The 26,237-nt window shown below is 36.4% G+C and carries 34 protein-coding genes and 1 pseudogene; 16 read left to right on the top strand and 19 right to left on the bottom strand.

Annotated elements, in window-relative coordinates:
• Positions 1-339 precede the first annotated feature (339 nt).
• The 7 genes from HS5_RS03170 to HS5_RS03140 all read left to right on the top strand — a co-directional run bounded on the left by HS5_RS03170 (position 340) and on the right by HS5_RS03140 (position 6,145).
• The gene (locus tag HS5_RS03170; protein ID WP_236752660.1) at positions 340-771 is read left to right on the top strand and encodes an NUDIX domain-containing protein; all 432 of its coding nucleotides are present in this window, start codon (positions 340-342) and stop codon (positions 769-771) included.
• A gap of 281 nt (positions 772-1,052) precedes the next feature.
• A complete protein-coding gene (locus HS5_RS03165) occupies positions 1,053-1,298 on the top strand; it encodes a hypothetical protein (protein WP_236752658.1) in 246 nt (81 codons plus the stop codon).
• Positions 1,299-1,388: 90 nt separating this feature from the next.
• Positions 1,389-2,261, top strand: coding sequence for an AAA family ATPase (locus tag HS5_RS03160; RefSeq protein WP_236753450.1), 873 nt, complete (start codon positions 1,389-1,391; stop codon positions 2,259-2,261).
• Positions 2,262-2,420: 159 nt separating this feature from the next.
• Positions 2,421-2,912: a nucleotidyltransferase domain-containing protein gene (locus HS5_RS03155; protein WP_236752656.1), complete on the top strand. Its 492-nt coding sequence runs from the start codon at positions 2,421-2,423 to the stop codon at positions 2,910-2,912.
• Positions 2,902-3,327 carry a HEPN domain-containing protein gene (locus HS5_RS03150; RefSeq protein ID WP_236752655.1) on the top strand — a complete coding sequence of 142 codons (426 nt, stop codon included), beginning with the start codon at positions 2,902-2,904 and terminating at the stop codon, positions 3,325-3,327. The genes HS5_RS03155 and HS5_RS03150 overlap by 11 nt, the downstream gene beginning before the upstream one ends.
• 82 nt (positions 3,328-3,409) lie before the next feature.
• Positions 3,410-3,628 (top strand): antitoxin VapB family protein, encoded by a 219-nt coding sequence (locus tag HS5_RS03145; RefSeq protein ID WP_236752654.1) that lies wholly within the window; start codon positions 3,410-3,412, stop codon positions 3,626-3,628.
• A 453-nt stretch (positions 3,629-4,081) separates the two neighbouring features.
• Entirely contained in the window at positions 4,082-6,145 is a 2,064-nt protein-coding gene (locus HS5_RS03140; RefSeq protein ID WP_236752653.1) for a xanthine dehydrogenase family protein molybdopterin-binding subunit, read from the top strand.
• Positions 6,146-6,178: 33 nt separating this feature from the next.
• Here the strand turns inward: HS5_RS03140 and HS5_RS03135 are convergent, their stop codons facing one another.
• From HS5_RS03135 to HS5_RS03100, 8 genes are all read right to left on the bottom strand, one after another.
• The gene (locus tag HS5_RS03135; protein ID WP_236752652.1) at positions 6,179-6,550 is read right to left on the bottom strand and encodes a type II toxin-antitoxin system VapC family toxin; all 372 of its coding nucleotides are present in this window, start codon (positions 6,548-6,550) and stop codon (positions 6,179-6,181) included.
• Complete coding sequence (locus HS5_RS03130) at positions 6,544-6,780, bottom strand: antitoxin VapB family protein (RefSeq protein WP_236752651.1); 237 nt, start codon at positions 6,778-6,780, stop codon at positions 6,544-6,546. Before HS5_RS03130 ends, HS5_RS03135 begins: the two co-directional genes overlap by 7 nt.
• A gap of 158 nt (positions 6,781-6,938) precedes the next feature.
• Positions 6,939-7,250 carry a transcriptional regulator gene (locus HS5_RS03125; RefSeq protein ID WP_236752650.1) on the bottom strand — a complete coding sequence of 104 codons (312 nt, stop codon included), beginning with the start codon at positions 7,248-7,250 and terminating at the stop codon, positions 6,939-6,941.
• Complete coding sequence (locus HS5_RS03120; protein ID WP_236752649.1) at positions 7,243-7,842, bottom strand: hypothetical protein; 600 nt, start codon at positions 7,840-7,842, stop codon at positions 7,243-7,245. Before HS5_RS03120 ends, HS5_RS03125 begins: the two co-directional genes overlap by 8 nt.
• Positions 7,843-7,844: 2 nt before the next feature.
• Positions 7,845-8,612 carry an ATP-binding cassette domain-containing protein gene (locus tag HS5_RS03115; protein ID WP_236752648.1) on the bottom strand — a complete coding sequence of 256 codons (768 nt, stop codon included), beginning with the start codon at positions 8,610-8,612 and terminating at the stop codon, positions 7,845-7,847.
• Positions 8,609-9,403 carry a hypothetical protein gene (locus tag HS5_RS03110; RefSeq protein WP_236752647.1) on the bottom strand — a complete coding sequence of 265 codons (795 nt, stop codon included), beginning with the start codon at positions 9,401-9,403 and terminating at the stop codon, positions 8,609-8,611. The genes HS5_RS03115 and HS5_RS03110 overlap by 4 nt, the downstream gene beginning before the upstream one ends.
• 195 nt (positions 9,404-9,598) lie before the next feature.
• Positions 9,599-10,345 carry a hypothetical protein gene (locus HS5_RS03105; RefSeq protein WP_236752646.1) on the bottom strand — a complete coding sequence of 249 codons (747 nt, stop codon included), beginning with the start codon at positions 10,343-10,345 and terminating at the stop codon, positions 9,599-9,601.
• The gene (locus HS5_RS03100) at positions 10,323-10,859 is read right to left on the bottom strand and encodes an ATP-binding cassette domain-containing protein (RefSeq protein ID WP_236752645.1); all 537 of its coding nucleotides are present in this window, start codon (positions 10,857-10,859) and stop codon (positions 10,323-10,325) included. Before HS5_RS03100 ends, HS5_RS03105 begins: the two co-directional genes overlap by 23 nt.
• A 249-nt stretch (positions 10,860-11,108) precedes the next feature.
• On the opposite strand from HS5_RS03100, the gene HS5_RS03095 reads away from it, so the two are divergent.
• Together HS5_RS03095 and HS5_RS03090 are read left to right on the top strand one after the other, a co-directional pair.
• Positions 11,109-11,663 carry a hypothetical protein gene (locus tag HS5_RS03095; RefSeq protein ID WP_236752644.1) on the top strand — a complete coding sequence of 185 codons (555 nt, stop codon included), beginning with the start codon at positions 11,109-11,111 and terminating at the stop codon, positions 11,661-11,663.
• Positions 11,660-12,100, top strand: a complete 441-nt coding sequence (locus tag HS5_RS03090) for a helix-turn-helix domain-containing protein (protein WP_236752642.1) — start codon at positions 11,660-11,662, stop codon at positions 12,098-12,100. The genes HS5_RS03095 and HS5_RS03090 overlap by 4 nt, the downstream gene beginning before the upstream one ends.
• Before the next feature lie 56 nt (positions 12,101-12,156).
• Here HS5_RS03090 and HS5_RS03085 read toward each other — a convergent pair whose 3' ends face one another.
• Positions 12,157-12,519, bottom strand: a complete 363-nt coding sequence (locus HS5_RS03085) for a hypothetical protein (protein WP_236752641.1) — start codon at positions 12,517-12,519, stop codon at positions 12,157-12,159.
• Between HS5_RS03085 and HS5_RS03080 the strand changes: the two genes are divergently transcribed.
• Positions 12,500-12,733, top strand: a complete 234-nt coding sequence (locus HS5_RS03080) for a hypothetical protein (RefSeq protein ID WP_236752639.1) — start codon at positions 12,500-12,502, stop codon at positions 12,731-12,733. The genes HS5_RS03085 and HS5_RS03080 overlap by 20 nt on opposite strands.
• 450 nt (positions 12,734-13,183) lie before the next feature.
• Here the strand turns inward: HS5_RS03080 and HS5_RS03075 are convergent, their stop codons facing one another.
• Together HS5_RS03075 and HS5_RS03070 are read right to left on the bottom strand one after the other, a co-directional pair.
• A complete protein-coding gene (locus HS5_RS03075; RefSeq protein ID WP_236752638.1) occupies positions 13,184-13,777 on the bottom strand; it encodes an ATP-binding cassette domain-containing protein in 594 nt (197 codons plus the stop codon).
• A 241-nt stretch (positions 13,778-14,018) separates the two neighbouring features.
• Complete coding sequence (locus tag HS5_RS03070; protein WP_236752636.1) at positions 14,019-14,690, bottom strand: hypothetical protein; 672 nt, start codon at positions 14,688-14,690, stop codon at positions 14,019-14,021.
• A 600-nt stretch (positions 14,691-15,290) separates the two neighbouring features.
• Between HS5_RS03070 and HS5_RS03065 the strand changes: the two genes are divergently transcribed.
• The gene (locus HS5_RS03065) at positions 15,291-15,986 is read left to right on the top strand and encodes a hypothetical protein (RefSeq protein ID WP_236752635.1); all 696 of its coding nucleotides are present in this window, start codon (positions 15,291-15,293) and stop codon (positions 15,984-15,986) included.
• A gap of 219 nt (positions 15,987-16,205) precedes the next feature.
• On the opposite strand, the gene HS5_RS03060 is transcribed toward HS5_RS03065, so the two are convergent.
• The 4 genes from HS5_RS03060 to HS5_RS03045 all read right to left on the bottom strand — a co-directional run bounded on the left by HS5_RS03060 (position 16,206) and on the right by HS5_RS03045 (position 18,040).
• Positions 16,206-16,523: a winged helix-turn-helix domain-containing protein gene (locus tag HS5_RS03060; protein WP_236752634.1), complete on the bottom strand. Its 318-nt coding sequence runs from the start codon at positions 16,521-16,523 to the stop codon at positions 16,206-16,208.
• A complete protein-coding gene (locus HS5_RS03055; protein WP_236752633.1) occupies positions 16,504-17,070 on the bottom strand; it encodes a hypothetical protein in 567 nt (188 codons plus the stop codon). Before HS5_RS03055 ends, HS5_RS03060 begins: the two co-directional genes overlap by 20 nt.
• A gap of 104 nt (positions 17,071-17,174) precedes the next feature.
• Entirely contained in the window at positions 17,175-17,579 is a 405-nt protein-coding gene (locus tag HS5_RS03050; protein ID WP_236752632.1) for a VapB-like antitoxin, read from the bottom strand.
• Between the two features lie 194 nt (positions 17,580-17,773).
• Positions 17,774-18,040 (bottom strand): hypothetical protein, encoded by a 267-nt coding sequence (locus HS5_RS03045; protein WP_236752631.1) that lies wholly within the window; start codon positions 18,038-18,040, stop codon positions 17,774-17,776.
• A 185-nt stretch (positions 18,041-18,225) separates the two neighbouring features.
• Here HS5_RS03045 and HS5_RS03040 point away from each other — a divergent pair, with 185 nt between their 5' ends.
• Positions 18,226-18,693, top strand: a complete 468-nt coding sequence (locus HS5_RS03040) for a PaREP1 family protein (protein WP_236752629.1) — start codon at positions 18,226-18,228, stop codon at positions 18,691-18,693.
• A gap of 244 nt (positions 18,694-18,937) precedes the next feature.
• On the opposite strand, the pseudogene HS5_RS14575 reads toward HS5_RS03040, so the two are convergent.
• Positions 18,938-19,218: pseudogene (locus tag HS5_RS14575) on the bottom strand (IS200/IS605 family accessory protein TnpB-related protein); the annotation flags it as partial.
• Positions 19,219-19,443: 225 nt separating this feature from the next.
• On the opposite strand from HS5_RS14575, the gene HS5_RS03035 reads away from it, so the two are divergent.
• From HS5_RS03035 to HS5_RS03020, 4 genes are all read left to right on the top strand, one after another.
• The gene (locus HS5_RS03035) at positions 19,444-20,148 is read left to right on the top strand and encodes a hypothetical protein (RefSeq protein WP_236752628.1); all 705 of its coding nucleotides are present in this window, start codon (positions 19,444-19,446) and stop codon (positions 20,146-20,148) included.
• Positions 20,145-20,996, top strand: coding sequence for a hypothetical protein (locus tag HS5_RS03030; protein ID WP_236752627.1), 852 nt, complete (start codon positions 20,145-20,147; stop codon positions 20,994-20,996). Before HS5_RS03035 ends, HS5_RS03030 begins: the two co-directional genes overlap by 4 nt.
• A 947-nt stretch (positions 20,997-21,943) precedes the next feature.
• Positions 21,944-22,336 (top strand): hypothetical protein, encoded by a 393-nt coding sequence (locus HS5_RS03025; protein ID WP_236752626.1) that lies wholly within the window; start codon positions 21,944-21,946, stop codon positions 22,334-22,336.
• Positions 22,337-22,387: 51 nt separating this feature from the next.
• Positions 22,388-22,930 (top strand): hypothetical protein, encoded by a 543-nt coding sequence (locus HS5_RS03020; protein ID WP_236752625.1) that lies wholly within the window; start codon positions 22,388-22,390, stop codon positions 22,928-22,930.
• 115 nt (positions 22,931-23,045) lie between these two features.
• On the opposite strand, the gene HS5_RS03015 is transcribed toward HS5_RS03020, so the two are convergent.
• The 3 genes from HS5_RS03015 to HS5_RS03005 form a co-directional block, all read right to left on the bottom strand.
• Positions 23,046-23,849 (bottom strand): aldo/keto reductase, encoded by an 804-nt coding sequence (locus tag HS5_RS03015; protein ID WP_236752624.1) that lies wholly within the window; start codon positions 23,847-23,849, stop codon positions 23,046-23,048.
• A 16-nt stretch (positions 23,850-23,865) separates the two neighbouring features.
• Positions 23,866-24,327: a pyrimidine dimer DNA glycosylase/endonuclease V gene (locus tag HS5_RS03010; protein WP_236752623.1), complete on the bottom strand. Its 462-nt coding sequence runs from the start codon at positions 24,325-24,327 to the stop codon at positions 23,866-23,868.
• Between the two features lie 549 nt (positions 24,328-24,876).
• Complete coding sequence (locus HS5_RS03005; protein WP_236752621.1) at positions 24,877-26,028, bottom strand: RNA-guided endonuclease TnpB family protein; 1,152 nt, start codon at positions 26,026-26,028, stop codon at positions 24,877-24,879.
• Positions 26,029-26,237 lie beyond the last annotated feature (209 nt).

Raw genomic sequence — 26,237 nt, 5'->3', positions numbered from 1 at the left:
TAAGTAAAAATACGACCTTCTTCTAGATATAGGCGTTAGTGTATTATGTTTTAGAAGATTTAAATAGAGGAAAAAATCCTAATCATGTGATGAAGTCCGCCCTCCCTAGATCTGTGAAGAGTCCGCGAAGGTCTGATTCATGGTTGTGCCTTACAGACAAGGTAGTAATACCGTCTGGCATGTGATTACTAATTAGACGTATTACGTAATGCTTTGGCCTTCAAAGTCCGATCCTTGTTGATGTCCATCTTCTTTTTGAATTAGTTTTTTACAGACTTTAACTTGTAAACAGCACTTCCTAGATTCTGAAGCTTAAATTATTCCTTTCAAAAGTACTTTATGCAAAGGCATCCTCAAATCCTTTCTGTTCACCTTTTCCTCCTCAAGGGTGATAAGATACTCCTTCAGTTGAGGAAGAACACTGGTTATAGGGATGGGTGCTGGAGCGTTATAGCAGGCCATGTTGAAGCTAGAGAATCTGCAAGTAAAGCAATGATAAGGGAAGCAATGGAGGAAGCAGGGATAGAAATAAGGAGGGAGGACATTTCATTAGTTCACGTGATGCATCGGTTTGAAAATCAGGAGAGGGTTGACTTCTTCTTTAAGTGCACAAACTGGAGAGGAGAACCTAAAATAATGGAGCCTAATAAAGCAGGAGCTTTGGAGTGGTTTGAGATAACCTCCTTACCTAGCAATACAGTGCCTTACGTTAGGCAAGCGATAGAGATGATGATAAAAGGTCAGATTTATAGCGAATACGGATGGAGCTAGATGGAAAATAGTATGCAAATTAAGCTATATACGACTTAGTATAACATAGAAGACGGTGCACTGACGCAAACACAGGAATTTACACTCATCTCTCTAAAAAAGAAAGGTAATGTAAAATAGAGTGGTGTATAACTCCGCCTTTCAGTGGGCTATAACTCGAGCTTGGGCGGAAAAGTTAGCCTCCTACTGCTTCAATAGGGTTAAGGTCTTTTAGTTTAGGCCACTTTTCTGCTTAATAACGGCACTAAGGATTTATAGGTTCGCTCATACACTGAAAAATTATGGAAAATGAGATAGTTTTCGTAAGTAAGGTTTCCGTAAGTAAAGAGAGTAAGGAATATATTACCTATAAGATAACTATTCCAATTGAGAAGGCTAAGGAGCTTGGGTTAAACGACGGAGATTTCTTATTAGTAAATGTTAAGGAGGCTAAATGGTATCACCTCTTGAACTGGGAGGAAATGAAGGTTGTATATAATATGTTGCCTGAGGAAATAAAGAGGGAGATTGATAACTTGAAACGCTAGTCAGGCTAGGATGCAGTTTAGTTACAACTAGTTTTTACAGTCCTACTTGACAAGGCTTTTTACTTTCATGTCTAATTAAGAAATGTTACAATAGAGAAAGTAAATATCCAAGGATTTAGGGGACTTAACGTTACTGTTAACCTTAAGAAAGTTAACATTGTGGTAGGAGAAAATGGTACCGGGAAAACTTCATTCCTTGAGGCACTGTTTTTATCAACCCTTTTCCAATCGGATATGAGCGAGAACGACATTAATACCTTATTCTTATACGCAATGAGCAGTGGAGGTGACTCACTCTCTGCGTTTTCATCTCTTTCAGATAGTACAGTAGTCCTAGATAACAACACTGTTACTTTTAAGAAAAAAGACTCTTATAGTCTCGAAGTTGACATAAACGGCGAAAAAGTTACTGAAGTGAATAAAATGGAATTGTTATCAGAACCTCTCTTCTCGCCTTCAGTAAAGGTCTATAAGAAGGTCGACAATGGGTATTTTCCCGTTTACATTTCGACGTTCTTTGATAGGAGTGGTAACCTTGAAAGGATTTTTAGTATTGCAAAGAGAAAAAATAGGAAAATTAAAACAGAATTTGAAATATTACAAGACAAATATGGGCAATTTAAACTTTATTATGATTTGTTACCGGCTTACGTCATAGGTAGGGGGATACTTAAGAGGGAGATGATAAAGTTCGGTCTTAAGGCTTCCAATTTATTACTAATAGATGAAATTGAGGATTCCCTGCACCCTGACATGATAGTGCAAGTCCTTAAGGAGATTAGAGAAGGTAATACGCAAATCCTGTTAACTACCCACGTTAACGAAGTAATAAAAATGGTTAATAAAATATTTGACGAGAATGAAGCCCTCGTACTCTACTTAACTAGGGAAGGGTACAAGGCATATAAGCTTTCGGAAATTTCAGAGTTTGAGATGCCATTAAGTTGGCTAGGTTATGTGTAATTATTTTAAATACCAGCTCATCACCAGTACTTTCAGATTATAGGCAAAGGATATTAGGTCAAAGTCTTTTCCAAATACTGACGTGAACTTAAACTCATAAAAGCAGATTTACTCAACTAAGCAGTAAACGTATTTAACCTCTGACGATAATATTTCCACGTGGTAAAGGAACCTTACGCTACTCTGCTCAATAAAATGGTTGAGATAATGAAGGAAGAATTTAAGGACGATCTTGTCTCCGTAGTACTCTTTGGTAGTGTAGCGAGGGGAGATAATAGGAACGATAGCGACGTTGATCTCCTAGTAGTTATAAAGAATCTACCTAAGGATAGTATGCTTAAGAGGATAAGGCTCTTTGAGAGCAAAGTTGAGGACAAGCTGGAGATAGAAAAGTACTGGAAGATGGGCTACTATATTTCCCTGTCTCCTATTCTTAAGACTCCCGAGGAGGCTGAGAAGCTCTCTCCACTTTACCTTGACATGGTTTACGATGCTGTAATCCTTTATGATAAAGACAATTTCTTCGGTAATGTGTTAAAGAGGCTTAAGGAGAAGCTTGACCAACTGGGAGCTGAGAGGGTCTGGATAGGTAAGAAGTGGTATTGGGTCCTCAAGAAGGACTATAAGTACGGTGATGTCATTGAGCTTTGATTCCCTAGCCTCATCTTACATTTCTCAAGCCGAGGAGAGGATTAAATTAGCGAAGATTGAAAGAGAGGATAAGAGGTACAATATCGTCGTAAGGCTTTGTCAAGAAGCAGTAGAGCTTTCCCTCAAAGCTTGCCTTAGGCTTGTAGGAGTAGAACCTCCTAAGTTTCACGATGTCGGAATAGTACTGAAAGATAACGCTGACAAGTTCCCACAGTGGTTTAAAGCTAAGATAGATCTCTTTGCATCATATTCTAGGTCCCTAAGGAAGGAGAGGGAATTGTCAATGTATGGTGATGAGGAAACAAATACTCCTCCAGAACTACTTTATTCAGAGTATGACGCAGATCAAGCTATTAAGATGGCTGAAGAGGTCCTAGATTACGCTAAGAAGTTACTTGAAGGTAAGAGGTCGTAAGTGAGCTGGTTAGTCTAAGAAGTTTAGATGCAGCGTTGTCACGAAGTAATATTTATATAATTTGTGACAAAATAATAAAATGATGTCAGAAACTATTAGGGTATCAAAAGAAGTAAAGAGAGAACTATTGAGAATAATGGAAGAGTTGCAGATAGAGAAAGGAGAAAATGTGGACTTTAACGACGTCATAGAGTTCCTGCTTTCCTTGTATAAGAGGAAAAATCCAGAGAATTTGAGGAAATTGGTAGGACTTATGCCTAACATTTCTGCAGAGGACTTAGTGGAGGAGAAGAGAAATTGAGTATGAGAAGGAAAAATATGGTATTTAATTCTGGAGTAGTCACTTTCAGGAAGTGAAGAAGCTAAAAGGATTGAGAAGTTTTAGAGGCTAACCTATACGAGGTTCTTATAAATGAATTTAGAGGAAATTAATGTAGAAAGAACAATGAGGAAAAAGATAAAGAAGTCGATTTGGCTATTTTACTTTCTTCCATTTTTCTGCAGTTAAAGGAGAAGTGTAAATACCTAATATCCTTAGCAGATGCGTGCAGTATTGCAACAAGTAAAGTTTCAAACTAAAACAATTGGTTATAATTACATTACATGCTGTATTGCAACAAGTAAAGTTTTAGGGGTGCCATCAGTATTCAGAAGAGAAAAAGAGATAGAACCGTTCAAGAGAGACCTTAGCGTGATATTTATAGATGAGCTCGTTTCTAGCAAAGCTTAATTATGTATGGTATGAAACTAACCTATGAGAAGGTTAGATTTAGAGGATGTAATTAAAGGAAAGGGGAATTACGTAGACGATATCCCGTTCTCAGGTTATTACGGAGTATTCGTGAGGAGTCAATACCCCCATGCATTTATAAAGAAGGTAGACGTAGAAGGTGCAAGGAGAAAAGGAGCATTAGTTTTTACTGCAGAAGACCTACGCTCAATGCCTAGCCTTAGTGGAAAGGAAGAACAGGAAGGCAGTTCCTCCACATCCCTCTTAGCGTTTAAGAAAGTAAGGTACGTTGGAGAACCGATAGCCTTAGTTATTGCGAAAGGCCCTTACGAGGCGACAGACTTAGCAGAGGAAGTGACAGTAGATTACGAACCTTTGCCTGCAGTGAATAACGTAGACGAGGCACTGAAAAACGAGGTTCTAGTGTTCGAGGAGTTGCACACTAACGAAGTTTATAAGAAGGCTTTTGAGTACGGTGAAATGCCAAGAGATGACGAGAGGATAGAACTAAACCTATACTGGAGCAGGTCTTCCGGTAACCCTATAGAGACTTTCGGGGTAATTGCTACGCCAAGTGAGGAGGTAACTATTATCTCCAACGTTCAAGCGCCTCAGTTCCAGAGCAGTGAGATTTCAAAGTACTTTAAAGTGAGGGTTATACCAACTAGGCACGGTGGGAGTTTCGGCTCAAAGTTCTCCGTAACTAAGTATGCAATAATCCTAGGTTTAGCTTCACTTAAGTTCCACGTCCCAATTAAGTGGATAGAGACTAGGACGGAACACTTAATGGCCTCAAATTCCTCCGGTCCAGAGAGGAAGTTTAAGGTAACTGCTTACTTTAAGAGGGACGGGACGATCACCGGTTTAGACTTTAAGGTCTGGGAGGACATAGGTGCTTCCCTATACAACGGGCAGGCTTTTAAGCCAACGGGCATCCTAGCAGGCCCTTATAAGGTTAAGAACATAAGGTATGACGTAAGCTTAGTAGCTACTAATAAAAATCCTCCCGGTGCTTTTAGAGGTGCAGGTACTCCTCCTCATACTTGGGCTTTGGAGAGGACTATTGACGCAATAGCTGATGAACTTAAGATGGAAAGGCTCGAGGTAAGGAGGAAGAACTTAATAGATTCATTTCCATACGATTCTCCTTATGCACATTACGATTCAGGAAACCCTAAGGGTCTTCTAGAGTTAGCTTTATCCAGAAAGGACATCTGGAGCCTCAGAGAGAAAGGATACGGAGTTGGGCTGGCTTGTTCTACAGACCCTAGTACTCCTTCTGGACAGGAAGGAGTAAAGCTGTCTATAAAGAAGGGTAAAGTGGTTTTGGGCATAGGTTACGGTCCGGAAGGTCAGGGTAATGAGCATGTAGGTAAGGTATTGGTATCAAGACTCTTGAAGATCCCTGTGGAGGACGTTGAAGTTGAGATGGTCAGCAGTGACGAGTCCCCTTCAAGCTTCGGTCCCGGAGGTAGTAGGATGGCTGTGTTTTTAGCTGGAGCTATTAAAGGTGCAGTTGAGGAGCTTACAAGTAAGCTGAGGAGGAAGTATAATGCTGAATACAAGGACGGCTACCTCGTGAGGGGAGAGGAGAGGATTCCAATAACCTCCTTGGATGGGGAAGAAGTTTCTCACGTTTACTCTCAACAGGGTAAAACCAGGTTTATTGCTTACCCATTTGCTTGTGACATCGCAGTAGTTAAGGTAGATGAGGAGACCGGGTTAATAAAGCCGGTGAAGTTGGTAGTTTACCTAGACCCCGGGACTCCTCTAGACGAGGAGGTTGTTAAGGAACAGGTGATAGGGGGTTCTGCAATAGGCGTTTCCGTAGCTCTTTACGAAAATTACATTTACGAGAACGGTCAACTCCTCACTCTAAGCCTTTCAGACTACGGCTTACCTACAGCTGACCAAATGCCGGAATTTGAGGTTAACCTAGTCCCTACTCCTTCTCCTTATACTCCTTTCGGTGAGAAGGGAATAGGTGAAATCCCGGTAGGAATTGCTGCAGCTGCAGTTACTAGTGCTGTTGAGGATGCAATAAAGAGGAGGATAAATAGAGTGCCGATAAGGTTGGTGGATAAGTAGAGGAGCTAAAGGTTTTCCTTGTTTTAAATTTATTTACTGAATTATCTCTATATTTACTCCCAAGGCCTTAATATCTTCAAAATCTTTATCTTTAGTTAATAATACTTCGTTATTAGCCTTAACAATTGACGCTATTAGTATGTCAGAATCGCTCTTAATTTTACCGCTTTTCTTCAAAGTTTTATATAAATCTGAAGCGATTTTTACAGCGTCTATGCTTAGCGGGTAAATGACTATATGGTCGAAAAATTCCTTTAACAAGGTATTAGTGTAAGTCCCCCTCATAATTTCGTAAACGTTGATTACAGTGGTTGAAATGGCATCAAAATTATCTTTTATAAAGTCCAGCAGACCTTTATCTCCTCTCATTATCCTAATTATTATATTGGAATCAAGTACTACCATGTTTCCCTCACTTTGAAGTTCTTCCTAAATTCCTCCACTTCCTTCTCTAGCTCTTTAGCCTCTTCTTCGCTAATTATTCCAAATATCATGTCCAAGGCCTCTACTCTTCCCTTCCTAGTCTCGTTATAATATTCAATTAATTCGTTTATAATCTGACTAAACGACTTATTACTCTTAAGCTTTGACAGTTTCTCATATACTTCGTCAGAGATGGTTATGACTTTTGGCATATATGTATATATGCATGCATTGTATAAAAGCGTTTCCGTATAAGTGTCTTGTGAATGATCAACTATTTTACTAAATCTCACTTTTAATCCGTGTGACGAACTTGAGAAAAACTAGGAGAGGATTCTAAAAATGGCATAGCTCTCTTTCCAAATTTTTCTCACTTTTTCTCAGACATTTTATTTACAAGAATTGAATACTGTCTCATTACTTCTTTTCCTTTGTCAGTTATCTCTATAAAAGTCCTAGGGCCCAATGGGGTAAGCTTTTTTGTCATCTTTATGTAACCTCCCTCTTCCAAGACTTGTAAGTGAGTGTAAAGAGAGCTCTTTGGGATATTTAAGATCTTTAATAGCTGGGAGAAATTTATCGACTCCAAACCGTAAAGTGCTAGCAGAATCCCCAATCTCATCGAGTTGTTAAGTGCGGGGTCGTTAAGTATCTCCATTAGCTTCTTTAGGTCATCACTCACCTTCTATTACCTCCATGTAAGAAGCGTAAGAGGCGTAAATCCAAGCTAGCGTATAAGGAACCCACGTTATCCTAAAAACTGGTATGTTTAAAGAAACACAAATCCCTATGCTTATTAACATTCCAATAAACGCTATGAACGCAATAGAATCATAGTAGTGGAGATCTCGCGTGTTTTTCTTCAACAATAAGTATATAAACCATGCATAATTGCCACCAAATAAGACCGCACCTACTAAAACTAAGTAAGGATGATCAAAATCAGAGCCAATAATCACTAGAGCTGTTGCAATTGCCCATATTGAGTTATAAATAATAACAAACTTTTTATTCATTTTAGGTTTTCTAGCTCCTTCTATCCTCCTAACAGTCTTTGAGAGGTCTGAAAAGATCTTGAAAGTGTAATACAAATACCCTATTACTGCAATAGGGTAATTAAGGAAGGGATACGCTGTATTAAAGTAAAATAACAAGTAAAGGATTAAGGGGAAAGTAGCCCAGAGTAGGTAATATTTAGCCAAAGTTAGCCTGAACTGTGATTTTATTATCTTCTCCGCTATCTTCCTAGACTCCTCTATGAGGTCTTTTTCCATTTTTATACCTCCATGAGGTTATATAACCTCTCCAGGTTACCTATTGCGTCCATTTTATACCCTTTATCTCCCTTTACTAGAGAGACCTTCTTACCGTTAATTTCTAAGGTAAGTAAAGCCGACGGGTCTTCTCCTACTACTACTGAAGACGAAAGCAAGTCTTCCACAGTTATTGGACCGAACAACTTCCCCTCCACTATAATGTAAGCCTTATGGTTCTTAAAGAGCTTTGCAATGTCCACCTCGTGGGTAACTATTATCCCCTCCTTCCCGTATTCCTTAAGCCAATTTACTACCGCTCTCCTCTTTGCCACGTCAACGTTCTCGAAAGGTTCGTCTACAAGTATGACCTTAGGGTCTGTAGCTAAAGCTATTAAAGTCCTAACTAAAACGCTCTGCCCTGCTGAGAGCTGGTAAACCCTCTTGTTAGTCTTTATCCCGAGCTTCTCAAGTTCTGCTTTAACGTCTATCTTGAGCCCTTTAATTTCCTCGTAGATCTCTATTATGTCGTCTATAGTTACGCCCATGGAAAACGCTTGTGGCAAGTTAGTAGCTACTGTGTTATAGTTCTTCACGTCTCTAACTTCCACCCCGTCAATCCTTATGCTCCCCTTGTAAGGGATAATCCCGGCAATTGCACTCAACAGCGTCGTCTTGCCGGAACCGTTTGGCCCCAGTAATAGTACTTTTTCTCCGTCTACCTTAGCGTTTACTCCTTTTATTGTCTCTTTCCTATCGTAATATACGCGGACGTCGTTTAGTTCTATCATAATATCCTCCCCTCCTCTAGGCTCTTATAGTATAACCTCCTGAACAAGAGCATGGAGGCTACTGAGAGTACTATCGACCATACTACGACGGAAATTATTGAGTAATCTACGTTAAGGGTAGGTCCGTGAACGTCGCTGTAGTTCAGCGGGATTGGTTTAGAAAAGAAGCTCTGCATGCCTATAACTTGGATTGAAATGAAAGGACTGTAGTATACTACGTTACCTAAGTTTATGTTTAGGTATGAAAAGCCAAAGAGGTAGGCAAAAACTAAAGGAATGAATGATATTGCACTACTCAGTTTCCTTGAAGTCACCACTGTGAGTTCCTCTAAGAGTAATGCCAAGGGTAAGTAAAATATTCCTGACAGTATCATGTCCAGGATAAACAACCCCCAGTTTTTAGGCTCTATGGTTTCTCCGAAGTGGTATGAGAAGAACGAAATAACTCCTACCGCCATTAGTGCGCTCACTATAATTGTAGTTACTATCATGACAAAATAGAGGGATAGTAAATAGTATTTAGGAGTCAACTTTGAGAACCTAGTAAGGAAAGACAGTCCTCCAGACTGATAATATATCATTATTGCTATTGAAGTTGCGAAGGTTGAAGTCGATAAAAGCACTATTACGCCGTACCAGCCGGCAGTGTAGTATACCGCCCTGGATTTAGGAACGCTAGAAGATTCTATAAACGCACCCATTGCTATCCAGAAGTACATGAAAGCTATTCCCCAACCTATTGCGTAAGGGTTTAATAACAGCCTTTTTGTTAAGATTAGAGGTAATTTCATATGCCTTAATTCTCTCACCGCTTTTTATAGTGGTAGGAAAGTTCGTAGTCTTGAACTACTAACAAACGTAGCAGTTACATTCTACTTTACCGTAGCTTAAAGATTTTCAACTAGGTAGTTTCTAAATTTCAAAAAATCTATAACTTGAGAGAATATCATAGTCCATTCTATGTTGCGGTTTGCCGGTAGTCCTATTTATATTCTAATACTCCTAACCCTTATGTACGTTAAAGCAATAGTAATAACGCTGACAAAAATTGGTACTAGGACTGCGTATTCCAAGCTCGGTTTAACTGTGGTAAACCCTACAGTAGTGCTATAATAATACTTATAGAGACCTTCAGCTAACAAGGGCAATGAAGTATAATAATATCCTTTTATCCCAGAGCTCTGTAATAAACTGCTGTAAACGAAGTATACTATTTCCCACAAGATTATATTAGTCATGAGGGTTATCTTACTCCCTTTATCGTAAAGCAATGAGCTCACTAAAGAATTGAGCGAAGTATACGCGATTACGTATAAGTAAAGTATTCCCACGTACTCTAAGTTTGGTAAACCCTTGTATGCAGAGATTGCTACTAAGTTACTTATTACCGGTATTAAGTAGCCTATCAGACTAACTGTAAAGAGTGATATCAAGAACTTGGAAAAGGCTACACTACCCCTGTCACCGAACTGTAAAAGGATGTATTTAACGTTTGAACCGAAGTCCTCACTTATCAGATCTCCTGCAAATATTATTGACGCAATTACTGTAAAGTTAAATGTGTCATAAATCATGTCCTCATAAGGTACGCAATCTAACCCGACCTTAAATGAGTGATAGTCCAAGTAAGCAATCGTAGCTGAAAGTGCGATAAAGGCTACTAAAATCCACAAAAACCTCTTCTTCCTTACAGTCGTAAAGAAGAACAGTTTAAGGAGAGAACTCCTCAACATTTACGTACTCACCACAGAGTTCGTCTTGGGTTTGAGTAGTTAAAATGACAGGGTTACCAATGTTTTTCAAGTAATCCCTTAGCACTTTGACACTTTTTTCATCCAGGTTTGCGAACGGTTCGTCTAGGAAGAGCCAGTCGCCTGAAAGCGCAAGTGTAAGATACAATTTCTTCCTCTGTCCCGTCGAAAGGTCCTTTATTTTGCCATTATAATCTATCTTAAAGACGTCATTTGCCTCACCTTTAAACCAGCTAATTATCTTGAGAAAATCTTTAGCCGTTATATGACCGTAAAATTCCTCGTCTTCTACGTAAATTCCAGGGTTCTTAATTTCTGGGTCAGCAACGACTTTGCCTTTATGGTAAATTAAACTTGCTAAGGCTAGTAATAAAGATGTCTTACCGCTACCGTTTCTCCCCTTTATACATGTAACTCTTGACTTGGAAGAAAAAGTGACGTTCTTGAGGACTAGTTTATCCCCTCTCTTTAATTCTGGTATGTTTACTTGTATCATCAAGTTAATAATATACCTAGGACTTTTAAAATGGAGATAAAGTATGTGATACAAACTTAATTAAGTGTATCATGCCATCTAGTTATACTTAGCCTTCAAAACTAAGGTAACTGTGGAACAGTAGGAATCACATACAGCGTCTCTACATATATCGCATTATCTTACCTTCAGTATCTATAATAAAATTCATGAAGGTTTACAATACAAACTTCCTCTAAGTTTTTGAGTATAAAATATAAACTTATGAAGATGAGTAATCAGACTTCTTTGAACTCGTTCATGGAAAATATTAAGTCTGAATTAATAGAAAAGATGAGAAACATCGTAGAGCTCATTATACTTACGACACCTATTGCATATCTAAGCGTTTACCTAATATCGACGTTAAAGTTAAGTCCCTACCTTTATTTCTCTACATTTATTCTTTACGTCTTCATAGCTTACGAGATAAGGAAGTCGATGAAACTCCATAAAAGTTATCTAAGGTTAGTAAAACTAACTGAAAGGGAGGAGTTAGAGAAAGTAAGGAGGAAGTTTAAATTCGTCAACCTCTCAGTCTTAGCCTTTAATATAATCCTTGCATTGACAATCATCTACAAGTTACCGTATTTAATTCCAGTCATGATAAGCCTCCTTCTGTATTTCTATCATAGGGTAGACGATAGGATAATAGATAAAGAAAAGGTCTTACTTACGACAGTAATAAGCGTCTTATTTTCCATAATCATATTTTACGAACCTGGGTACTTCTATATCTTAGCCTCTATTGCGTACCTTGTTGACCTAGTGGTGATGAAAATTTGATATTAGAGGATAAACTCTATATTTATACTCTAACGCTCCTTTACGTGTCTGATGAAATGTCTTTTACTGACTTACAAAAAGAGTTGGAAAGGTTAGGGATTAAAACTACCAAGGGCAACTTACAACACCACTTGGAAAAACTGAAGGAAAGGGGGCTAGTAGAGAAGAGATACGTCCCATTCTTCCTTAATAAAAGGAAGGTAATATATAAGATAACCACTGAAGGTGAAAAATTCCTCAACGAATTCATTAATGACGTCATTTACCTGGAGAAGTTAATCAATGGGACTAATAAATATAAGTGCATTTATTTCCCTTATGACGAACTATGGGAGGAAGTAGTGAAAGAGTCTGAAAGGAGGAAGGTTGAAGTCCACGAGTTACTTAAGGAGATTATTGATTGGTATTTTTCAGTAAGAGTGGAGAAGGAGCATTAGGACTAAAATCACGTCCCTAGTATCTACCTTGTAATAGGAGATTAAATAACCCGCAGTTAGAACATCCTCTGTTCTTCCACTTGCCTTAAGTACAACTTTCTTAACAGGGATATGTCAGCAACTGTCAGTACTATAGCCCACACTAAAGTCCCGAGAGTTATATACGGGATGGACACTGTAGAATTGTAGTCTGGAATGCTTATAGGTAATCTATGCCCGTAATAGGAATATGCAGTTAAGATCATTGTAGATAAGAACGAGTCTACGTAATCAATTACAGGATTACTGTAAGATAACAAGGTATAAATGAAGTACGACGTCATAGCTATAAACATTGGTATATAAAGGATGTATAAAGCGTAATACAACGTATTTATTTTAATTAGAGAGACCAACTCTATGAGGACAGCTAATGACATTAAAAACAGCCCCTCTAAGAGCACTCTTAAGAAGAATACGCTTTACGTAAACCTCCAGATACTTGCGGATAGTGAGCTTATAAAATACAGGAAGGCTTTTTCGTTAAAGGGAATAGTTACTGTAATTGAGCCGACACCTAAAGGTAAGAATGTCGTAGGAAAATTGTTTGAATTGTTAGAGGTTATGAAGAAAAGGAACAACACAGAACATTAAGAATGCTACTCTAACGCAGTAAACGGTAGTTCTTAGTACAGAACGTAAAGTTTTCATCAGACCTTATCAGTAGTTACTGAAGTTAAGGGGACTGACAAGCCGAATTATAGCCTGCATGCTTTGATGCCCTTGTAGTTTCATTGCTTGTTACATTTATATATACCAGAATTATTTTCCCAAGGTCAACCAAGTAAAACTAGGATTTAGAAAGATGGGAAAAAGACTGCATATATTGCTACTAGCTCTACCTCAGAGATTTTCAACTTGTCATGCCTTTTTCTACCCGCGTTAGGATAAGCGTCAGTAGTAAAAATTGCGTTAAAGAACTCCCCAGTTAACGCTGACGATTTCTGCTATTATTATACTTTTCTCTCATAGCTACGTGGGATGTTTCTTTTTTAAAACGTTGTCTATCAATAAATCGCAAGAGCTTAACTGGAAAACTAATCCTCAGTACACCCTCCACTTTGCAACATCGTAAGACGACCTACATACATCGCCAATTATTTCCTTCGATGGTGACGTTAGAATTACAATGCTCTTCTCTGTCTCATTCATTATATAAGATGTTAGTATTTTCTTTGACTCATCGTCTAAATTTGCGTAAGGTTCATCTATTAGCAATAACTTATGAGGTTGTGAAATTATTAGTTCTAAAAGTAGTTTTTTCTTAGTTCCTTGAGAGAGTTTGGAAAACCTAGTGTTTTTCCATTTATCATAAATTCCAAAGATGTCCTTTACATCAGTCTTATACAAATTCTTAAATAGGCTGTAGTAATCATTTACGGTTAAGTGACCGTAGGGATCCATGCCCTCTACATAGAAGCTTATTTCTTCTTGACTAAATTCCCTTCCTGCAAACTTCATCTCTCCATCAGTGGGGATCACTTTGGCTATAGCTAATAGTAATGTAGTTTTACCAGTGCCGTTATTACCTACTAGGCAGACGGGGTTATTATCTTCAATAATGTTAACGTCCTTAAGTATCGTCATGCCCCCTCTCTTTACCATCAAGTTCTTTATTTCTATTAAATGTGTCTGCATGTTTATAGTTTCACTTTTAACGTCTTAATAATATAATATAGTTTGAGTTTACGACTTACATGAGCTTTATAAATGAGAATTGGAGTGATAGAATAATTTAGTTTCCTCGAAATTTGTTCAAAAACTTAATATACATAATTTATCTGAAGATGAGTCTAGATAAACTTAAACTTTTTATATAATTTATACTAATTCAACAAAATTGTTATTAACAACGGAAACCCAGCAGACATTGAATTTACTAGCAGACTTTTCTCCTTAAGTTAATTTCTATTCCTATCACCATGAAAATTATTGATATAATAGAATATAACAATAAAGTACTTAATATTACATTATAGTTAACATAAGGTAATTTTAGTTCAGAAATTGGTACTCCAGAAATCTCATAATATGTGACTTTTGTCTGAGCATACACTTCATTCCAATTGTGTAACGCTGTAGGTAAATACATTGGTAAAGTAAATAAAACGTATGGTAAAGCGTTTGTAGCATATTTTACTAAATAATAACCGGCTATAAACGTGTTAATGAAAAAATAGATTGCTATAGTGAAGAGTAGGGCAGCCTTTTCATCTGGAATGAAAGTTGTGAAGGCTAATGTTGACGCTACAGGTATTATGGATAATAAAAGGAATAATGTAGAGAGCCTTTCATAATCGCCTATACAGAACGACTCTACTGGGGAAGACGATACGCTGAAAAGGAGTAGCGAAGATACTGTACCTAAAATTGTTAGGAAAGTTAACACTATTATTGCCTTATACCATATGTATTTACGGAATGAAGACCTATATACTGACTTTAAGAATATATAATGCTCTTTCTTGCCTATATCTTCCGAAATCACTATGGAACTGTATGCACTAAAAAGAATTGACGTAAAAAACCAAATGTCATATGGTATCATCATGAGGATAACTAGGCTTATACTTTGGTCGTGATCTATATTATTTGTATAATATCTAAAGGAAATATATAGAGAAATAAAGGATAATATATAAATTGATATGAATATTATAAATTTCTTTGAAGACAATACAGATTTTAGTATAAAACTCCTCATGTTACTTATACTTGTGAAATGATATAATATAAAATGAAAGAAAGTCTGGTTTTACGACTTATGTTATTATTCTAAAGCTGATAAAATTTAGTCAAGAGTTGAATATTAAAATATGTGAAGACGAAATCTAGATATAGTATATACGCCTCCTATCATCAAATTTTATAGGTGTATATCAGTAATCAATATACGGGCTATGGAGCCGGTAAATAAAGGTATAAAAAGGGATCAGCGCAGACTAAATACACGAGATTTAATTTAGCCTCGAGTACCTAAAAAATTACTGAAGGTCTTATTTTCAGACTTCATTACCCATTAATAAGTTAAAGTGCCTCTAATTATGAAATGATGATAAGAGAAAGTATGCATGTAATATTCTCAAGAAGGAGATTTTATATAATAGTAACAATTTTTATTGCTTTAAATTTATTATTTATATTTAGTAATATGGAGACATATCATAAGCTAGTCTCCTCAAATGAAATAGATAAATATGCTTTACCTCCAGCAGTGGAGTCTCTTTTATTATCTGACGTCTTTTATATTCTAACTTTATACCTTTCTGATGTAATATCTGAAGAGAAGAACTTCTCAAGAATTGTTTTCTTAAAATCATTATTTAAGAACAATATTAAAAGATACTTATTATCAAAAATACTGTCAGCAATAATTGTAATGTCCGTTTTATCAATAACGCTTAGTCTGGTTATACTCGGGATTATCAACTTTTACTTAGTAGGTCTATCCTCTTTACAAATGCTGGAAATTTCAGTTATTTTCTCCATAATGCTAGTAGTAATTAATATACAAATGATTGGAATAGGTTCCTTATTTAATAACCCTAAAATTAGTATCGTCTTTAATTTTCTCTTTTACTCTATATTTTATAATGGTACACTCGCTCTTATAATAGAGCATAACTTTAGTTATTATTACTTAGATCTTGGTGTATCAATTGAGTTTTTTACAATAAAAAATGTAGAAAATTATTCCATTAATACGTTTCTTTCGCTTATACGTGTTAATGCAACTCCACATATATCAATATCGTTATTACAAATTATACTAGGTATTTTAATTAATCTAATCGTGAGTGTAATTCCAATAATTTATAGCCTAACGAAAATAGATAGGGAAAGTTAGCCTAATAGAATGGTAGCCAATTAAGTAACTCCGTTTAATCCTTTTTTATTATCTATAAATTAAACTTTTCTCCCAAAACTTGGTAATTAATACAATATTTTTGAGCCTGTTTTATAAGAGCTACAATAACTCCATAGTACTAGGAAGGCTAAATATACCAGCCAACACTAGGAAATAGACTGCTTTGATTTACTTCCGATCCTTTCTATCTATTATGAATTACTTTTTATTTTCCTTTTTTATCAATTCGCTTAAATATTGTAGCTCCTTAATAGTATTAAATAATTCCTCCTTTCCCCTTTCAGTTATTTTATAAATTACCCTTTTTCCAGTGATAAAATAAAAGCTCTCCCTACGTTCCACTAGACCTTCCTTTAACAGTATCCTAACATGGGAGTCCAAATTCCCTTTAGTTATTCTCTCCTTTTTTTCAATATCATTCACTTCGTTAATCATATTTAATAATTCGGTAAACGAGAGGGGGCCTTTTATATAAAGGAACACAAGCACGAGAACTTTAACCCTGTCTAATAGCAATATATATTCCCCCCGCTATTAAAAGCAGAGAAATTATCAAAAAGGAATTAGTTATTCCGGAGAAATAGTAAATAGGAGAAAAGAGGATATAGATAATGGAAAGTTTATAGATAGTCCTATTAAACCTATTTATAGCCGGACTCCCAGGAGGTAATATTAGAAAAATAGGAATTAACGGCATTGCTATGGTCTCGAATAAAAAAACGTTATAATAGGGCAAAAACGTGTTAATTAAGAAATAAATTACAAGTAAAATTGCCTTAAGTAGAGAATAGATTAACATATTTTTAGAACCAAAAAATAATCTGCTTAATTTAATAAGTGGTGCTGATTTGAGGAGTAAAGTAATATAATAAACAGATATTATCCCTATACTAGCTTCACCAATAATAATACTAATAGTAAAATTTTTTAGATACATGGAAATATAATCAGCAATTGGGCCAATAGCTACTAGGAAGAGGTATATTGAGGCAAATTTCACATATCGTCTCATAAAAATAGTGTATAATGCTATTATGTCATCCTTGGTAAGTTTTTCACTCATCAATTTTATACTATTAAAATAAATAAAAAACCTTTCCTATCTTGAGTATGTACAACAGTTTTGTTTTTAATAGGAATGAATAAAGGAACGAAGTATCGAGAATCTTAGTCTTTCCACTCTGTAATAAGGTCAAATATTTCCTCTCTCCTTTTTTCGCAAGGGTTCTTCACTTCTACAATTTTCTCTTCCCTGCTTACTACGGAGTCTATTAAATGTCCTACGGATAAGCCTGCAATTTTACCTAAAATAGTCTTTGCTACGAAGTCCATCTTTTCATTTTCAGAGAACTTAATATCTGAGGAGTGAAGGGTGACACCAGTGATTATGAGTTTACCGATAGGTACTTCTTCGACAACCTTAGTTATCGAGTACTCATTTACTAGGTCGCCGAATTTATTGCAGATTTCGTCAAATGCCTTATCGAGTTCTTCATATATCTTTGGGTTATCGCCACTAATTGTAACCTTATATGTAGAGCCGGCTATTCTGTAACTGATTATTAGTTTCATGCGATAGAATAGTATTGAGCAATAAAAATACTTTAAGCTAATAGAAATTTAAAATTTTTGTGGATGGAGTTTTTATATAATGAGGTCAAATGCACTTATTCTATCTCTGTATTTAAAGGCCAATATTTTCTCCTCTAAGAGTTATCCCATTTTCTCGTTCATCTCTACCTTGTACTTTCATCTTAACTAAAATCTCACTTCCTCTTAATTGTCTTGATACCTTCTTTTAACTCAGGTTCTATAGGCTCTATTGAAATATAAGATATCTTCCCATTCTTGTCAACGCCAATAGTTACGAAAGCTTCTCCCTCAAAGCTCTTTGAAACGTCCCTATGAAATTCAACTATTAGATTTCCAAATTCACTATCAACTAGAATTTGAAATGGATTCGAAAAGAAGAAATTAGGTAGAAAGTTAGTCGAAATCTGAAAGCTTCCTAGGCTATATCCATTCAGTTCCATAGGCGTAATTTCTCCTTTCCATTTTTTATATCTTATGTGTATAACTGCTTTGTGACCCTTTTATCGAGCTAGCAAGTAGGAAACTCTTTCTGCGGATCCGACTCATTTCAACCGCGTAGGCACATAGGCAGAGGCATTTAAGACAATTACCTAAAGTTTTTAGGACTTCCGTCTAACTACATATTATGGAAGAACTAATCAAGAAGGCAGAGGAGAAGGGAATTGACGTTGAAGACGTAATACTTTCGGCATTATCTAAAGCAGACCCACAGGCAGGAATTAAGACTAGGCTAGAGTTGGCTAAGAAGTACCTTTCAGAGGCAGAGGACTATCTGTCTAAGGGCGACGTAGTTCAATCCTCTGAGAAGGCTTACAAGGTCGCCGAAGAACTCGTAAAAGCATTGGCTGAAAAGTTTAACCTACCGGAGTACCAGCAAGCACTGAAAGAAAATAGGTGGTATACATACAGTTTAACAAACGCTGCAGGGAGGCTAGCTTCTAAGCTCGGAGATTGGGTCAAAGTGGGTTGGAACTCCGCATACGTTTTACACGTTTGGGGATTCCATGAAGGAAAACTCGACCTAGACATTGTTAAAGTTATGATGTCTGACGTGAAGAAGATGTTAGAAGAAGCTGAGAAGGTATTATCGTGAATGGAATTATTACAGTGCAGGTTCCCTTAACGAGTAATGTAACGACTTAAGGTGGGAAGTACTAATCCTCTAGTTACTGCGTGTCGTAAATTATCCTTTTAATTTTGCTTTTCACCTCGTTATAAAATGTATTATCAGATTTTTCCATATGTCTCCAGAATATTGAGGCAAAATAATCTGCAACTTGAACGCATTGCTCATTAATTAACTTAACGTTGCACGATATAATCTGGATACCTAGTGTTTACCCGTGGCGTAGCTTACTTTTAGCTAAATCCACCACGGGTACACCTCTTAAGGGATCATACACATTCACCCTTTGGTGCTAGTCGAGGGAAACACATCTACCCTCCTATCTACCTTCTTCACCAAGTTGAGTGGGACAATTGAGTCCCTTTCTAGCAGTACACCGTCCAAATACCTAGTGGTCACCTTAACCACTTTAATCCCCCTACCCTCGTGAGCAGTGCCCTTCATAAGGTAGGGGTTAAAAACCTTAACCAACGCCTCGACAACTTCTCTTCTTCAGCCTCTTACCAGTAAATGGATCGACGATAAAAAAGGATTATTAGATTTTAATCCTTATTGTTAATTAAAAGGAGAAGATGATTTTAAGGGAATTTTGAATGACATAACTGAAATTATTCCCCACTCTATGTATAACTAACTGATAACCTGTTGCCTCACCTTATCATTACGACTGCTTTCTAGAGCTACAATTCTATTAAGAAAGATATTTTAATTAGAAAGATGTATAACAAAATAGCAATGCTAGAGCAATTTACACTTCCCTTTGAGGAGTATTATGGTGTCATAAATGCAGTAAAAAATAGGAATTTTCCTTTAGACTATGTAGAGAAAATGAAAGATTATTTAATGAGCTATGAAGACGATCTGCTTAATATTTCAGAATATTTGTTTGCATTTCTTCTTAATCCGAGAAATATAAAGCAGTTATCTGAAGAAATTGGAAAAATTAACGAGGACTTAGAAATATATAACTCTATTTTAGAAAATAATACTACAATAGGAGAATATAGAGGAATAGTACTGGACGGGCTGATAAAACTTATTGACGGTCTTAAGAAAAATGAGGACGCGTTTTATGACGAAGTTCTTCGTTCTGAGAATCCCAATTTCCTGATTACTACATATTATTCGCTGTATTTGCGTTACCTGACCAACTTATACGTAAAATTAAATAAGATTAATCTGGATCCAGACGTTAAAGCTAAAGATTCTCCTTATAAATCATTGTTTAGTTTGGTTAATCTACTGGTTTGGGTCTTTGGAATTCCTATAATAATTTATATAAGGAAAAAAGAGGTTTTACCAATCCTATCTGAGTTAAGCGGTATATTATTATATGTGCTTGCTTCTGATAACGTTTCAATGCCTTCAAAGGATTCGCTTGGGTATTATCTATTTTTAAAGATCCATGCAGATGAATCATGATTAGAAAGGAAGTCTTTTTCTTAGATACTAATATTATCTTAAAATGGGTTTACAGAAAGGTTTTAAACGAGAGTAAAAGTACAGAAGATTTTATTAAATCTTTAGGAAGAGAACAATGTGTAGTACTTGACATAAACCTTTCCGAATTTGTAACCATAATTCTTGATTCATACACAATTTTTTCTACAGTTGTTTATAATAATCTGAGAGTAGACTGGGATAATCTGAGTATAAAGGAAAAATTGCAAGTCTTAGAGAATATAAGGAAGAATTTTGACTCGCTTTACGAGAATGTGAGTAGCTTATACAGTAGTCAAATACCTCCTTCTGGAATAAGGCAAGCTCTGGCTAAATCATTCTTTATTAACATGTATAATCGAATAGCAAATTGGAGCTTTGAGGAGATTAAGAGACATTTAGTTCTAAAAGATAAAACCGATGACCTAATTGATTATATAAACCTTGAAAAGGAGAAAATCTCACAATCATGCACAATATTGACACTATCTAACTTGCTTATAGATATGGGAAAATCGTTAATCATAAACCAATTAGTAGATGAGGGAATACGTAAATTTTTAAGTAGATTAAAACAAAACAAATTTAATAAAACTCCGAGTAGAAAAGATCAACTAATATTTAAGGCTATTATATTTTTACTATATACAAATCAATATTATAAGATCGTTTTAATTACAGATGACGATGATTTTAAAAGAATTCATAATGAAGTTCTAAATCATTTGAACGATATCATACACGGAAAAGCTGACCCAAGAGGAGAATATAAAGAATACGCTAAGGAGATTTATAACATACTTACTTCACGATTCTCAATAAAAAATTAAACGAGATAGCTACTACAAAATAGTTTAATTATGCATATAAAACTGTTGGATGTCAGAAAGTGTAGTGTTATACTTAGTCAGATCCTAAGGGCAAACTAGGACGTACGTAATAACTTTGTGGTGTACAGTGTTGTTAACATATATTGCATTACTGAACTTTTAAGGTCTATAAGTATAAACTGATTAAATCTGGAATAGCATAATTTATAGCTCGATGACTGCATAATTAACATGCAACTCTAATTGCATCTCACGGTACCGATGATGTATAACAAGAAAAGTTTCCTCTCAAGTCTAGGTTTAAATAAGCTATAAAGAGAGATTTCAAGGTTTTTATTCTTCATAGAGATTTTTACTTAATAAACTATATTGGCAACTATCTACATAATTTTACCTATAATACTAAACTTCAGAATTTCCTTCAGTTACCCCGTATCATAGTGTATATTATATTTTCAGTATGGCTTAATTCATAGAGTAGACCTAATAACCCATAAGTATAATGCTGTGCCATTTACTAAATTCTAAGCAATAAAACTTAAGGATCATTGTCGCCCGGCATCCACCGGACGGCTAGCCCCGCATTTTCAATAATATATTTTCACGAGGGTTATTAAAGCTTACAATCTAAGATTTATAACATATATCAGCTTATCTTCAGAGTTTTTCTAATCTTTATGCACTTTTGAGTATTTTTGTCCTATTTTAAATCAGAATCTAAAGGCTTCTTGAAATATACTAGAAACCCATAACTTTAAAGACTTTTAGTATTTTGAAAAGGTTCTTAGGCTTGATTTAGTGTTACATCCATTATCTGAGGCTATTACTAGCATGTAGAATTATATTCGAGTTTCAAACGGCTTTACTAGTTATGCTAGAACAAAAATGACGAATATATGAGGCATTCTGATTATAGTTAAACTTTTTTTTAAGTTCTCAATTCTGGTATGACTCAGAATTTAAAACCTAAAAACATTAAATTGTTACATTATGAGGAGAAGAAAAGCGATAAACAAATTTTTAGACAAGGAGTTACCCTAATAGAATATGAGGATAAACCATCAAAGATAATATCTTGGAGTCAGTTAATAGAAGGAGATCCTTTTGGAGAACATGAAATAACGTATAGGATAAATTATGGTTCAGAAAGTGTATTGAGGAGGTTTAAGGTCAAGTATTTAGGAAAGGAAGGGGATAAGCATAGAGTTTTAATAAAAGAAGGTGTAACTGGATGCGGAACTAGGAGTAGAAGAATAGAAAATAGAGAAATATTAATCCCTGAGAGGTTATATCAGCCTTACCCTTTACAACAAAAGAGTGAAGAAGGCATATGTTGTTAATAGATTTTTTAGATTTGACGTATGATTATAAATAGTTAAAGGGAATGAACAATGGAAGAAAAGAAGATATCTTTTCTAAAGTGGCTTGAGTTAGCATTATTATTTATGGGTTTGCCTACAGCAGTGGCAGTTATAGTATCATTCTCAATCCCTTACTATTTATTACATAACGCAACACTAGCAAATACTCTTAGTACAATAATTTCAGTAATAGTAATTATAACCTCAGTAACTTACTTTAGGAGGTACCTCCAAAGTCGTGGCATTATAAGCCCCTTTATGAGAAGAACAACAATTACAATTTTACCAGATAGTGGACAGCCAATTGACGAAAAGTACATTAAGAGTTTCGAAGCTGGACTAAAATTTACCAAAGGTGATGAGCGTATTAGACGTTTAGCTATGATTGGTATGATGTATTTGCAGAACGCTGTAGCTTACGATAATAAAGACCTTTACTTAAAGGCTAAAGAGTACTTGAGAAAGGCTGAGGAAGAAATGCAAGGGAAGGACGTGAAGTTTGAGACTAGAATGCTTGTTGATAATTTGAGGAGTAAGACTGAGACTTACAAATATCGTTTCGGAGAGAGATGACATACTAAGAAGGAGAGTTGTAAAAAGAGTTGTTTGTTGTCGACTTTTTGTGCTATCCATTTTTAATCTCGTTTATTTACAGTTTTTAACAAGTTTAATAAAAACTTGGAGGTAGTTATTTTACGCTTTTAGCTATTGCCTCAAAGTCTTCCTTACTTAACTTCCACCCCATTGCTCCTGCGTTCTCCTCTAAGTGCTTTAAATTGCTAGCCTTAACTATTGGCACCATAACGTCAATGGATATGTACCAATTTAACGCGACTTGAATCGGAGTCTTACCGTATTTTTTAGCAATTTCCTCAAGTATCTTCAATTTTGCCACCCTTCCTTTCTCGAGAGGAGTATAAGAGAAGTAAGCTATCCCGTTCTTTCTCGCATAATCCAGAGTGTCCTCATCACTCCTATCTAAAAGGCTGTAATGGTTTTCTACAGCAGTGATTTCGTTCTTCTTGAGGCATTCATTAGCCCTTTCTATCTCTTCAGGCTTAAAATTACTTAAGCCTATGAACCTCACAATGCCTTCTTCCACCAGTTCTTCAAACGCCTTCATTGTTTCGCATATCGGTGTAGGAGAAGGCCAGTGAAGCAAATAGAGGTCAATGAAAGTTCCTAGCCTTGATCTGCTAGCCTTAGCAGACTTTAGCACGTCTTCGTACTTAGCGTGAGTTGGCCATACCTTGGTTATGATAAAGAGGTCGTCCCTCTTGAAGTCCTTTATTGCCTTTCCGACTAGTTCCTCAGCGTTACCTCCCCCGTACATTTCTGCAGTATCTATTGTAGTAATCCCTAATTCAACTGCCCTTTTTATTGCCTTTATGTCGTTTTCGTCGTTCTCATGGTTAGGAGTCCAAAATTCTCCTCCCATCTTCCATGTGCCTAAGGCTAAGTCTGAAATTTTGAAATGTTTGAAGACCTTCATATGATATTTCCTCTTTTCAAGTATTAAACGTCTTCATAGCCTTTTGCATTGCAGACCACTTTTCTTCTTCCACATCTCCTTTGACTACGTAGAAAATTGGGTTAACTTCAACTACCTTCACTTCTTTAAGCTCTTGGTATTTTTCCGGACTTCTGGCCTTTAGTTTTTCAAGCAGGTGGTTAAATTCGAAGTTTACCTGCCCTTCAGTTACAGGCATTTTTAGAGTTAAATCGCATGCTACAATTTTTTCCTTATTAAATGAATACCCCCTCCTTTCTCCTTCCATGTAAACGTAGTAAAGGTAAGTCCCTAGGTAGAGGACTGGGTTTTGTGTCATCTTAAACCTTACCAGCTGTGGGTGGTTTCTATAACCTCTCGTCTTCCCTAAAAGTACTTTCTGTGCGAGTAAACCTTCCCTCCATAGTCCTAAAAGACCGTGAGCGTCAAGGTACTTCGGGTGAATTGACCAGAGCCTCACTATATTCTATACGCGTAAGAGGTTATAAAATAGAGGTAAAGGGATTTTAATGTGTGCTTAATACCTTATACTTAGTGGAACAGCATTGCGTCCGTTAAAGCCTGAAATTGTCAGGGTGGACCCTAAACTAGTAGATGAAATTCTAAGAGAAGAAAAGGACGTGGAAGAAAGAAAGGAAAGGGAAATTCTCAGCTGATACTGGAGTTTTGATAGACTGCAACTCTTTTACTAACTAATCGTCATTTTTAATTACTTCTAAATATCGTTTTTGATTATGTTATATTTATATAGAATTACAGTATATTTTCTATTAATGACCCCCCAACTGATGACGGGCACTGCTCACGAGGGTGGGAGTGAAAACCGGATGGGAGGGTATTAGTGTTTCCCTCAACTAGCTCCAATGATTTAAGGGTGACTGTGTATGATGAGGTGTGCCCGTGGCGGAATTAAAAGTGGCTAAAAGTAAGGATAAGTTACGCCACGGGTAAATACTACATTAACGAGTCAACTGACTTTCCTCCCCGCCCTTAAGGGCGAGGGTTCCCCTCATCGATTCGCTCTTACATCTCTCACCTGAGGGACAGTCGAGAGGGTCAGAGACCCCCTCCCATTGAGGTTCATAATTGCAATTACGTCACGGTCGTTCTCATAACCGCAATGAGGACACTTAAACCACCTGTGTCCGACCTCTTTCATCTTTTTACCACACTTAGGACATTTAACTGAAGAGTACCTAGGGTTAACATACTTGACTGATAAACCGTTCTTCTTAGCCTGCCATTCAATCCAATATTGAACCCTACGATACTGCATCAAGTATAATTTATCCCTAAACTCTGGAGGCAGCCTGTCTACGTTCTTTATCATGTTAGTCAAGTCCTCTAACTTTACGACGTTAGCACCCAGTAACTTCGCTACCTCAACAACCCATTTACCTACTTTTCTGGCATAATCCTCCATAATGCGTTTAGCCTTTGCGTGGAACGAATGGATCCTGTAGAGTATCTTCTTATTGTTTCTCCACCTCTTATGGTACTTTTTCTGAAGATGTTCAGCTAGAGACTTCCAATGATGAGCCTCTTGGAGGCGTGTAGGGATCCTAATATAGTTGGTATCGTCATTACCCACTACGATCTCGTTCATGTTGATATCTACTGCTACCGACCCATTAGGTTCTACCTTCTCTCCCGCCTTCTCAAAAACTACCTTTAAGAAAGCCTTGCCACCTCTAATTGTTAGTCTCGCTTCCTTCATGTTCCAAGTAATGTAGTCTCTGAGGTTTCTGGGATAACCAAGAATAGGTAGTTCGCCGATATTTATTATTATCACAACCATCCTCTCTAGGTCTAGGCTATAGCTCAGCTTAGGCGTTAGCCATACAGTTGGTTTATATACTCTTGGAAAGCGTCCCCTGTTAGGGTTATTATACCATCCTTTATATATTGAGAGTGCTTCCCTATAGCAGTCTTGGGCTACCTTTGAAGGTAGTTGGAACTCCGTTTTTAGCTTCTCATAAAGTCCTTCGTGGACTTTTGAAAGTACTCCTTTCTCTCCTGGGTTCTTAACGTTCTCTTTTAGCCAGAACAACGAATAACGCAGAGCCTTCACATATCTGTTGACGAAGGCTAGGAGGGAGTCAGATGAGCCAATCTTCATCGAAACTGTAGCTCTGATTGGATTTCTCACCCTCCTAGCCATAAGAAAATACCTGAAAAAAGAAATATTTAAATCATCATCCCCGCCTTAAAAGGCGAGGCTTTCAACCTTTTGTAAAAACTACGATAAGGTTAAAACGCTATTGGAAAGTGACAATAACCTTTATATTACTCCAATAACTTTAAGCGAAACTGTATATGTAAGCTACTAAGCCATATAATTCGGACAAGCTAACTAGAAGGTTTATTGCA

Origin of the sequence: Acidianus sp. HS-5, from assembly GCF_021655615.1 — an archaeon.
Taxonomy (GTDB): Archaea; Thermoproteota; Thermoprotei_A; order Sulfolobales; family Sulfolobaceae; genus Acidianus.
The sequence above is the reverse complement of the archived record's forward strand: the minus strand, read 5'-3'. Positions and strand labels throughout refer to the sequence as shown.

Coding starts and splice junctions, on each gene's coding strand:
- HS5_RS03075 (WP_236752638.1), bottom strand. CDS start 13,777: ATGCAGACACATTTAATAGAAATAAAGAACTTGATGGTAAAGAGAGGG.
- HS5_RS03120 (WP_236752649.1), bottom strand. CDS start 7,842: ATGGAAAAAGACCTCATAGAGGAGTCTAGGAAGATAGCGGAGAAGATA.
- HS5_RS03100 (WP_236752645.1), bottom strand. CDS start 10,859: ATGATACAAGTAAACATACCAGAATTAAAGAGAGGGGATAAACTAGTC.
- HS5_RS03035 (WP_236752628.1), top strand. CDS start 19,444: ATGTATAACAAAATAGCAATGCTAGAGCAATTTACACTTCCCTTTGAG.
- HS5_RS03045 (WP_236752631.1), bottom strand. CDS start 18,040: ATGGAACTGAATGGATATAGCCTAGGAAGCTTTCAGATTTCGACTAAC.
- HS5_RS03085 (WP_236752641.1), bottom strand. CDS start 12,519: ATGTCATTAGCTGTCCTCATAGAGTTGGTCTCTCTAATTAAAATAAAT.
- HS5_RS03015 (WP_236752624.1), bottom strand. CDS start 23,849: ATGAAGGTCTTCAAACATTTCAAAATTTCAGACTTAGCCTTAGGCACA.
- HS5_RS03020 (WP_236752625.1), top strand. CDS start 22,388: ATGGAAGAAAAGAAGATATCTTTTCTAAAGTGGCTTGAGTTAGCATTA.
- HS5_RS03040 (WP_236752629.1), top strand. CDS start 18,226: ATGGAAGAACTAATCAAGAAGGCAGAGGAGAAGGGAATTGACGTTGAA.
- HS5_RS03050 (WP_236752632.1), bottom strand. CDS start 17,579: ATGAAACTAATAATCAGTTACAGAATAGCCGGCTCTACATATAAGGTT.
- HS5_RS03135 (WP_236752652.1), bottom strand. CDS start 6,550: ATGGTAGTACTTGATTCCAATATAATAATTAGGATAATGAGAGGAGAT.
- HS5_RS03105 (WP_236752646.1), bottom strand. CDS start 10,345: ATGTTGAGGAGTTCTCTCCTTAAACTGTTCTTCTTTACGACTGTAAGG.
- HS5_RS03110 (WP_236752647.1), bottom strand. CDS start 9,403: ATGAAATTACCTCTAATCTTAACAAAAAGGCTGTTATTAAACCCTTAC.
- HS5_RS03080 (WP_236752639.1), top strand. CDS start 12,500: ATGAGGACAGCTAATGACATTAAAAACAGCCCCTCTAAGAGCACTCTT.
- HS5_RS03165 (WP_236752658.1), top strand. CDS start 1,053: ATGGAAAATGAGATAGTTTTCGTAAGTAAGGTTTCCGTAAGTAAAGAG.
- HS5_RS03025 (WP_236752626.1), top strand. CDS start 21,944: ATGACTCAGAATTTAAAACCTAAAAACATTAAATTGTTACATTATGAG.
- HS5_RS03170 (WP_236752660.1), top strand. CDS start 340: ATGCAAAGGCATCCTCAAATCCTTTCTGTTCACCTTTTCCTCCTCAAG.
- HS5_RS03140 (WP_236752653.1), top strand. CDS start 4,082: ATGAGAAGGTTAGATTTAGAGGATGTAATTAAAGGAAAGGGGAATTAC.
- HS5_RS03055 (WP_236752633.1), bottom strand. CDS start 17,070: ATGAGTGAAAAACTTACCAAGGATGACATAATAGCATTATACACTATT.
- HS5_RS03145 (WP_236752654.1), top strand. CDS start 3,410: ATGTCAGAAACTATTAGGGTATCAAAAGAAGTAAAGAGAGAACTATTG.
- HS5_RS03065 (WP_236752635.1), top strand. CDS start 15,291: ATGGAGACATATCATAAGCTAGTCTCCTCAAATGAAATAGATAAATAT.
- HS5_RS03070 (WP_236752636.1), bottom strand. CDS start 14,690: ATGATGATACCATATGACATTTGGTTTTTTACGTCAATTCTTTTTAGT.
- HS5_RS03130 (WP_236752651.1), bottom strand. CDS start 6,780: ATGCCAAAAGTCATAACCATCTCTGACGAAGTATATGAGAAACTGTCA.
- HS5_RS03095 (WP_236752644.1), top strand. CDS start 11,109: ATGAGTAATCAGACTTCTTTGAACTCGTTCATGGAAAATATTAAGTCT.
- HS5_RS03005 (WP_236752621.1), bottom strand. CDS start 26,028: ATGGCTAGGAGGGTGAGAAATCCAATCAGAGCTACAGTTTCGATGAAG.
- HS5_RS03115 (WP_236752648.1), bottom strand. CDS start 8,612: ATGATAGAACTAAACGACGTCCGCGTATATTACGATAGGAAAGAGACA.
- HS5_RS03030 (WP_236752627.1), top strand. CDS start 20,145: ATGATTAGAAAGGAAGTCTTTTTCTTAGATACTAATATTATCTTAAAA.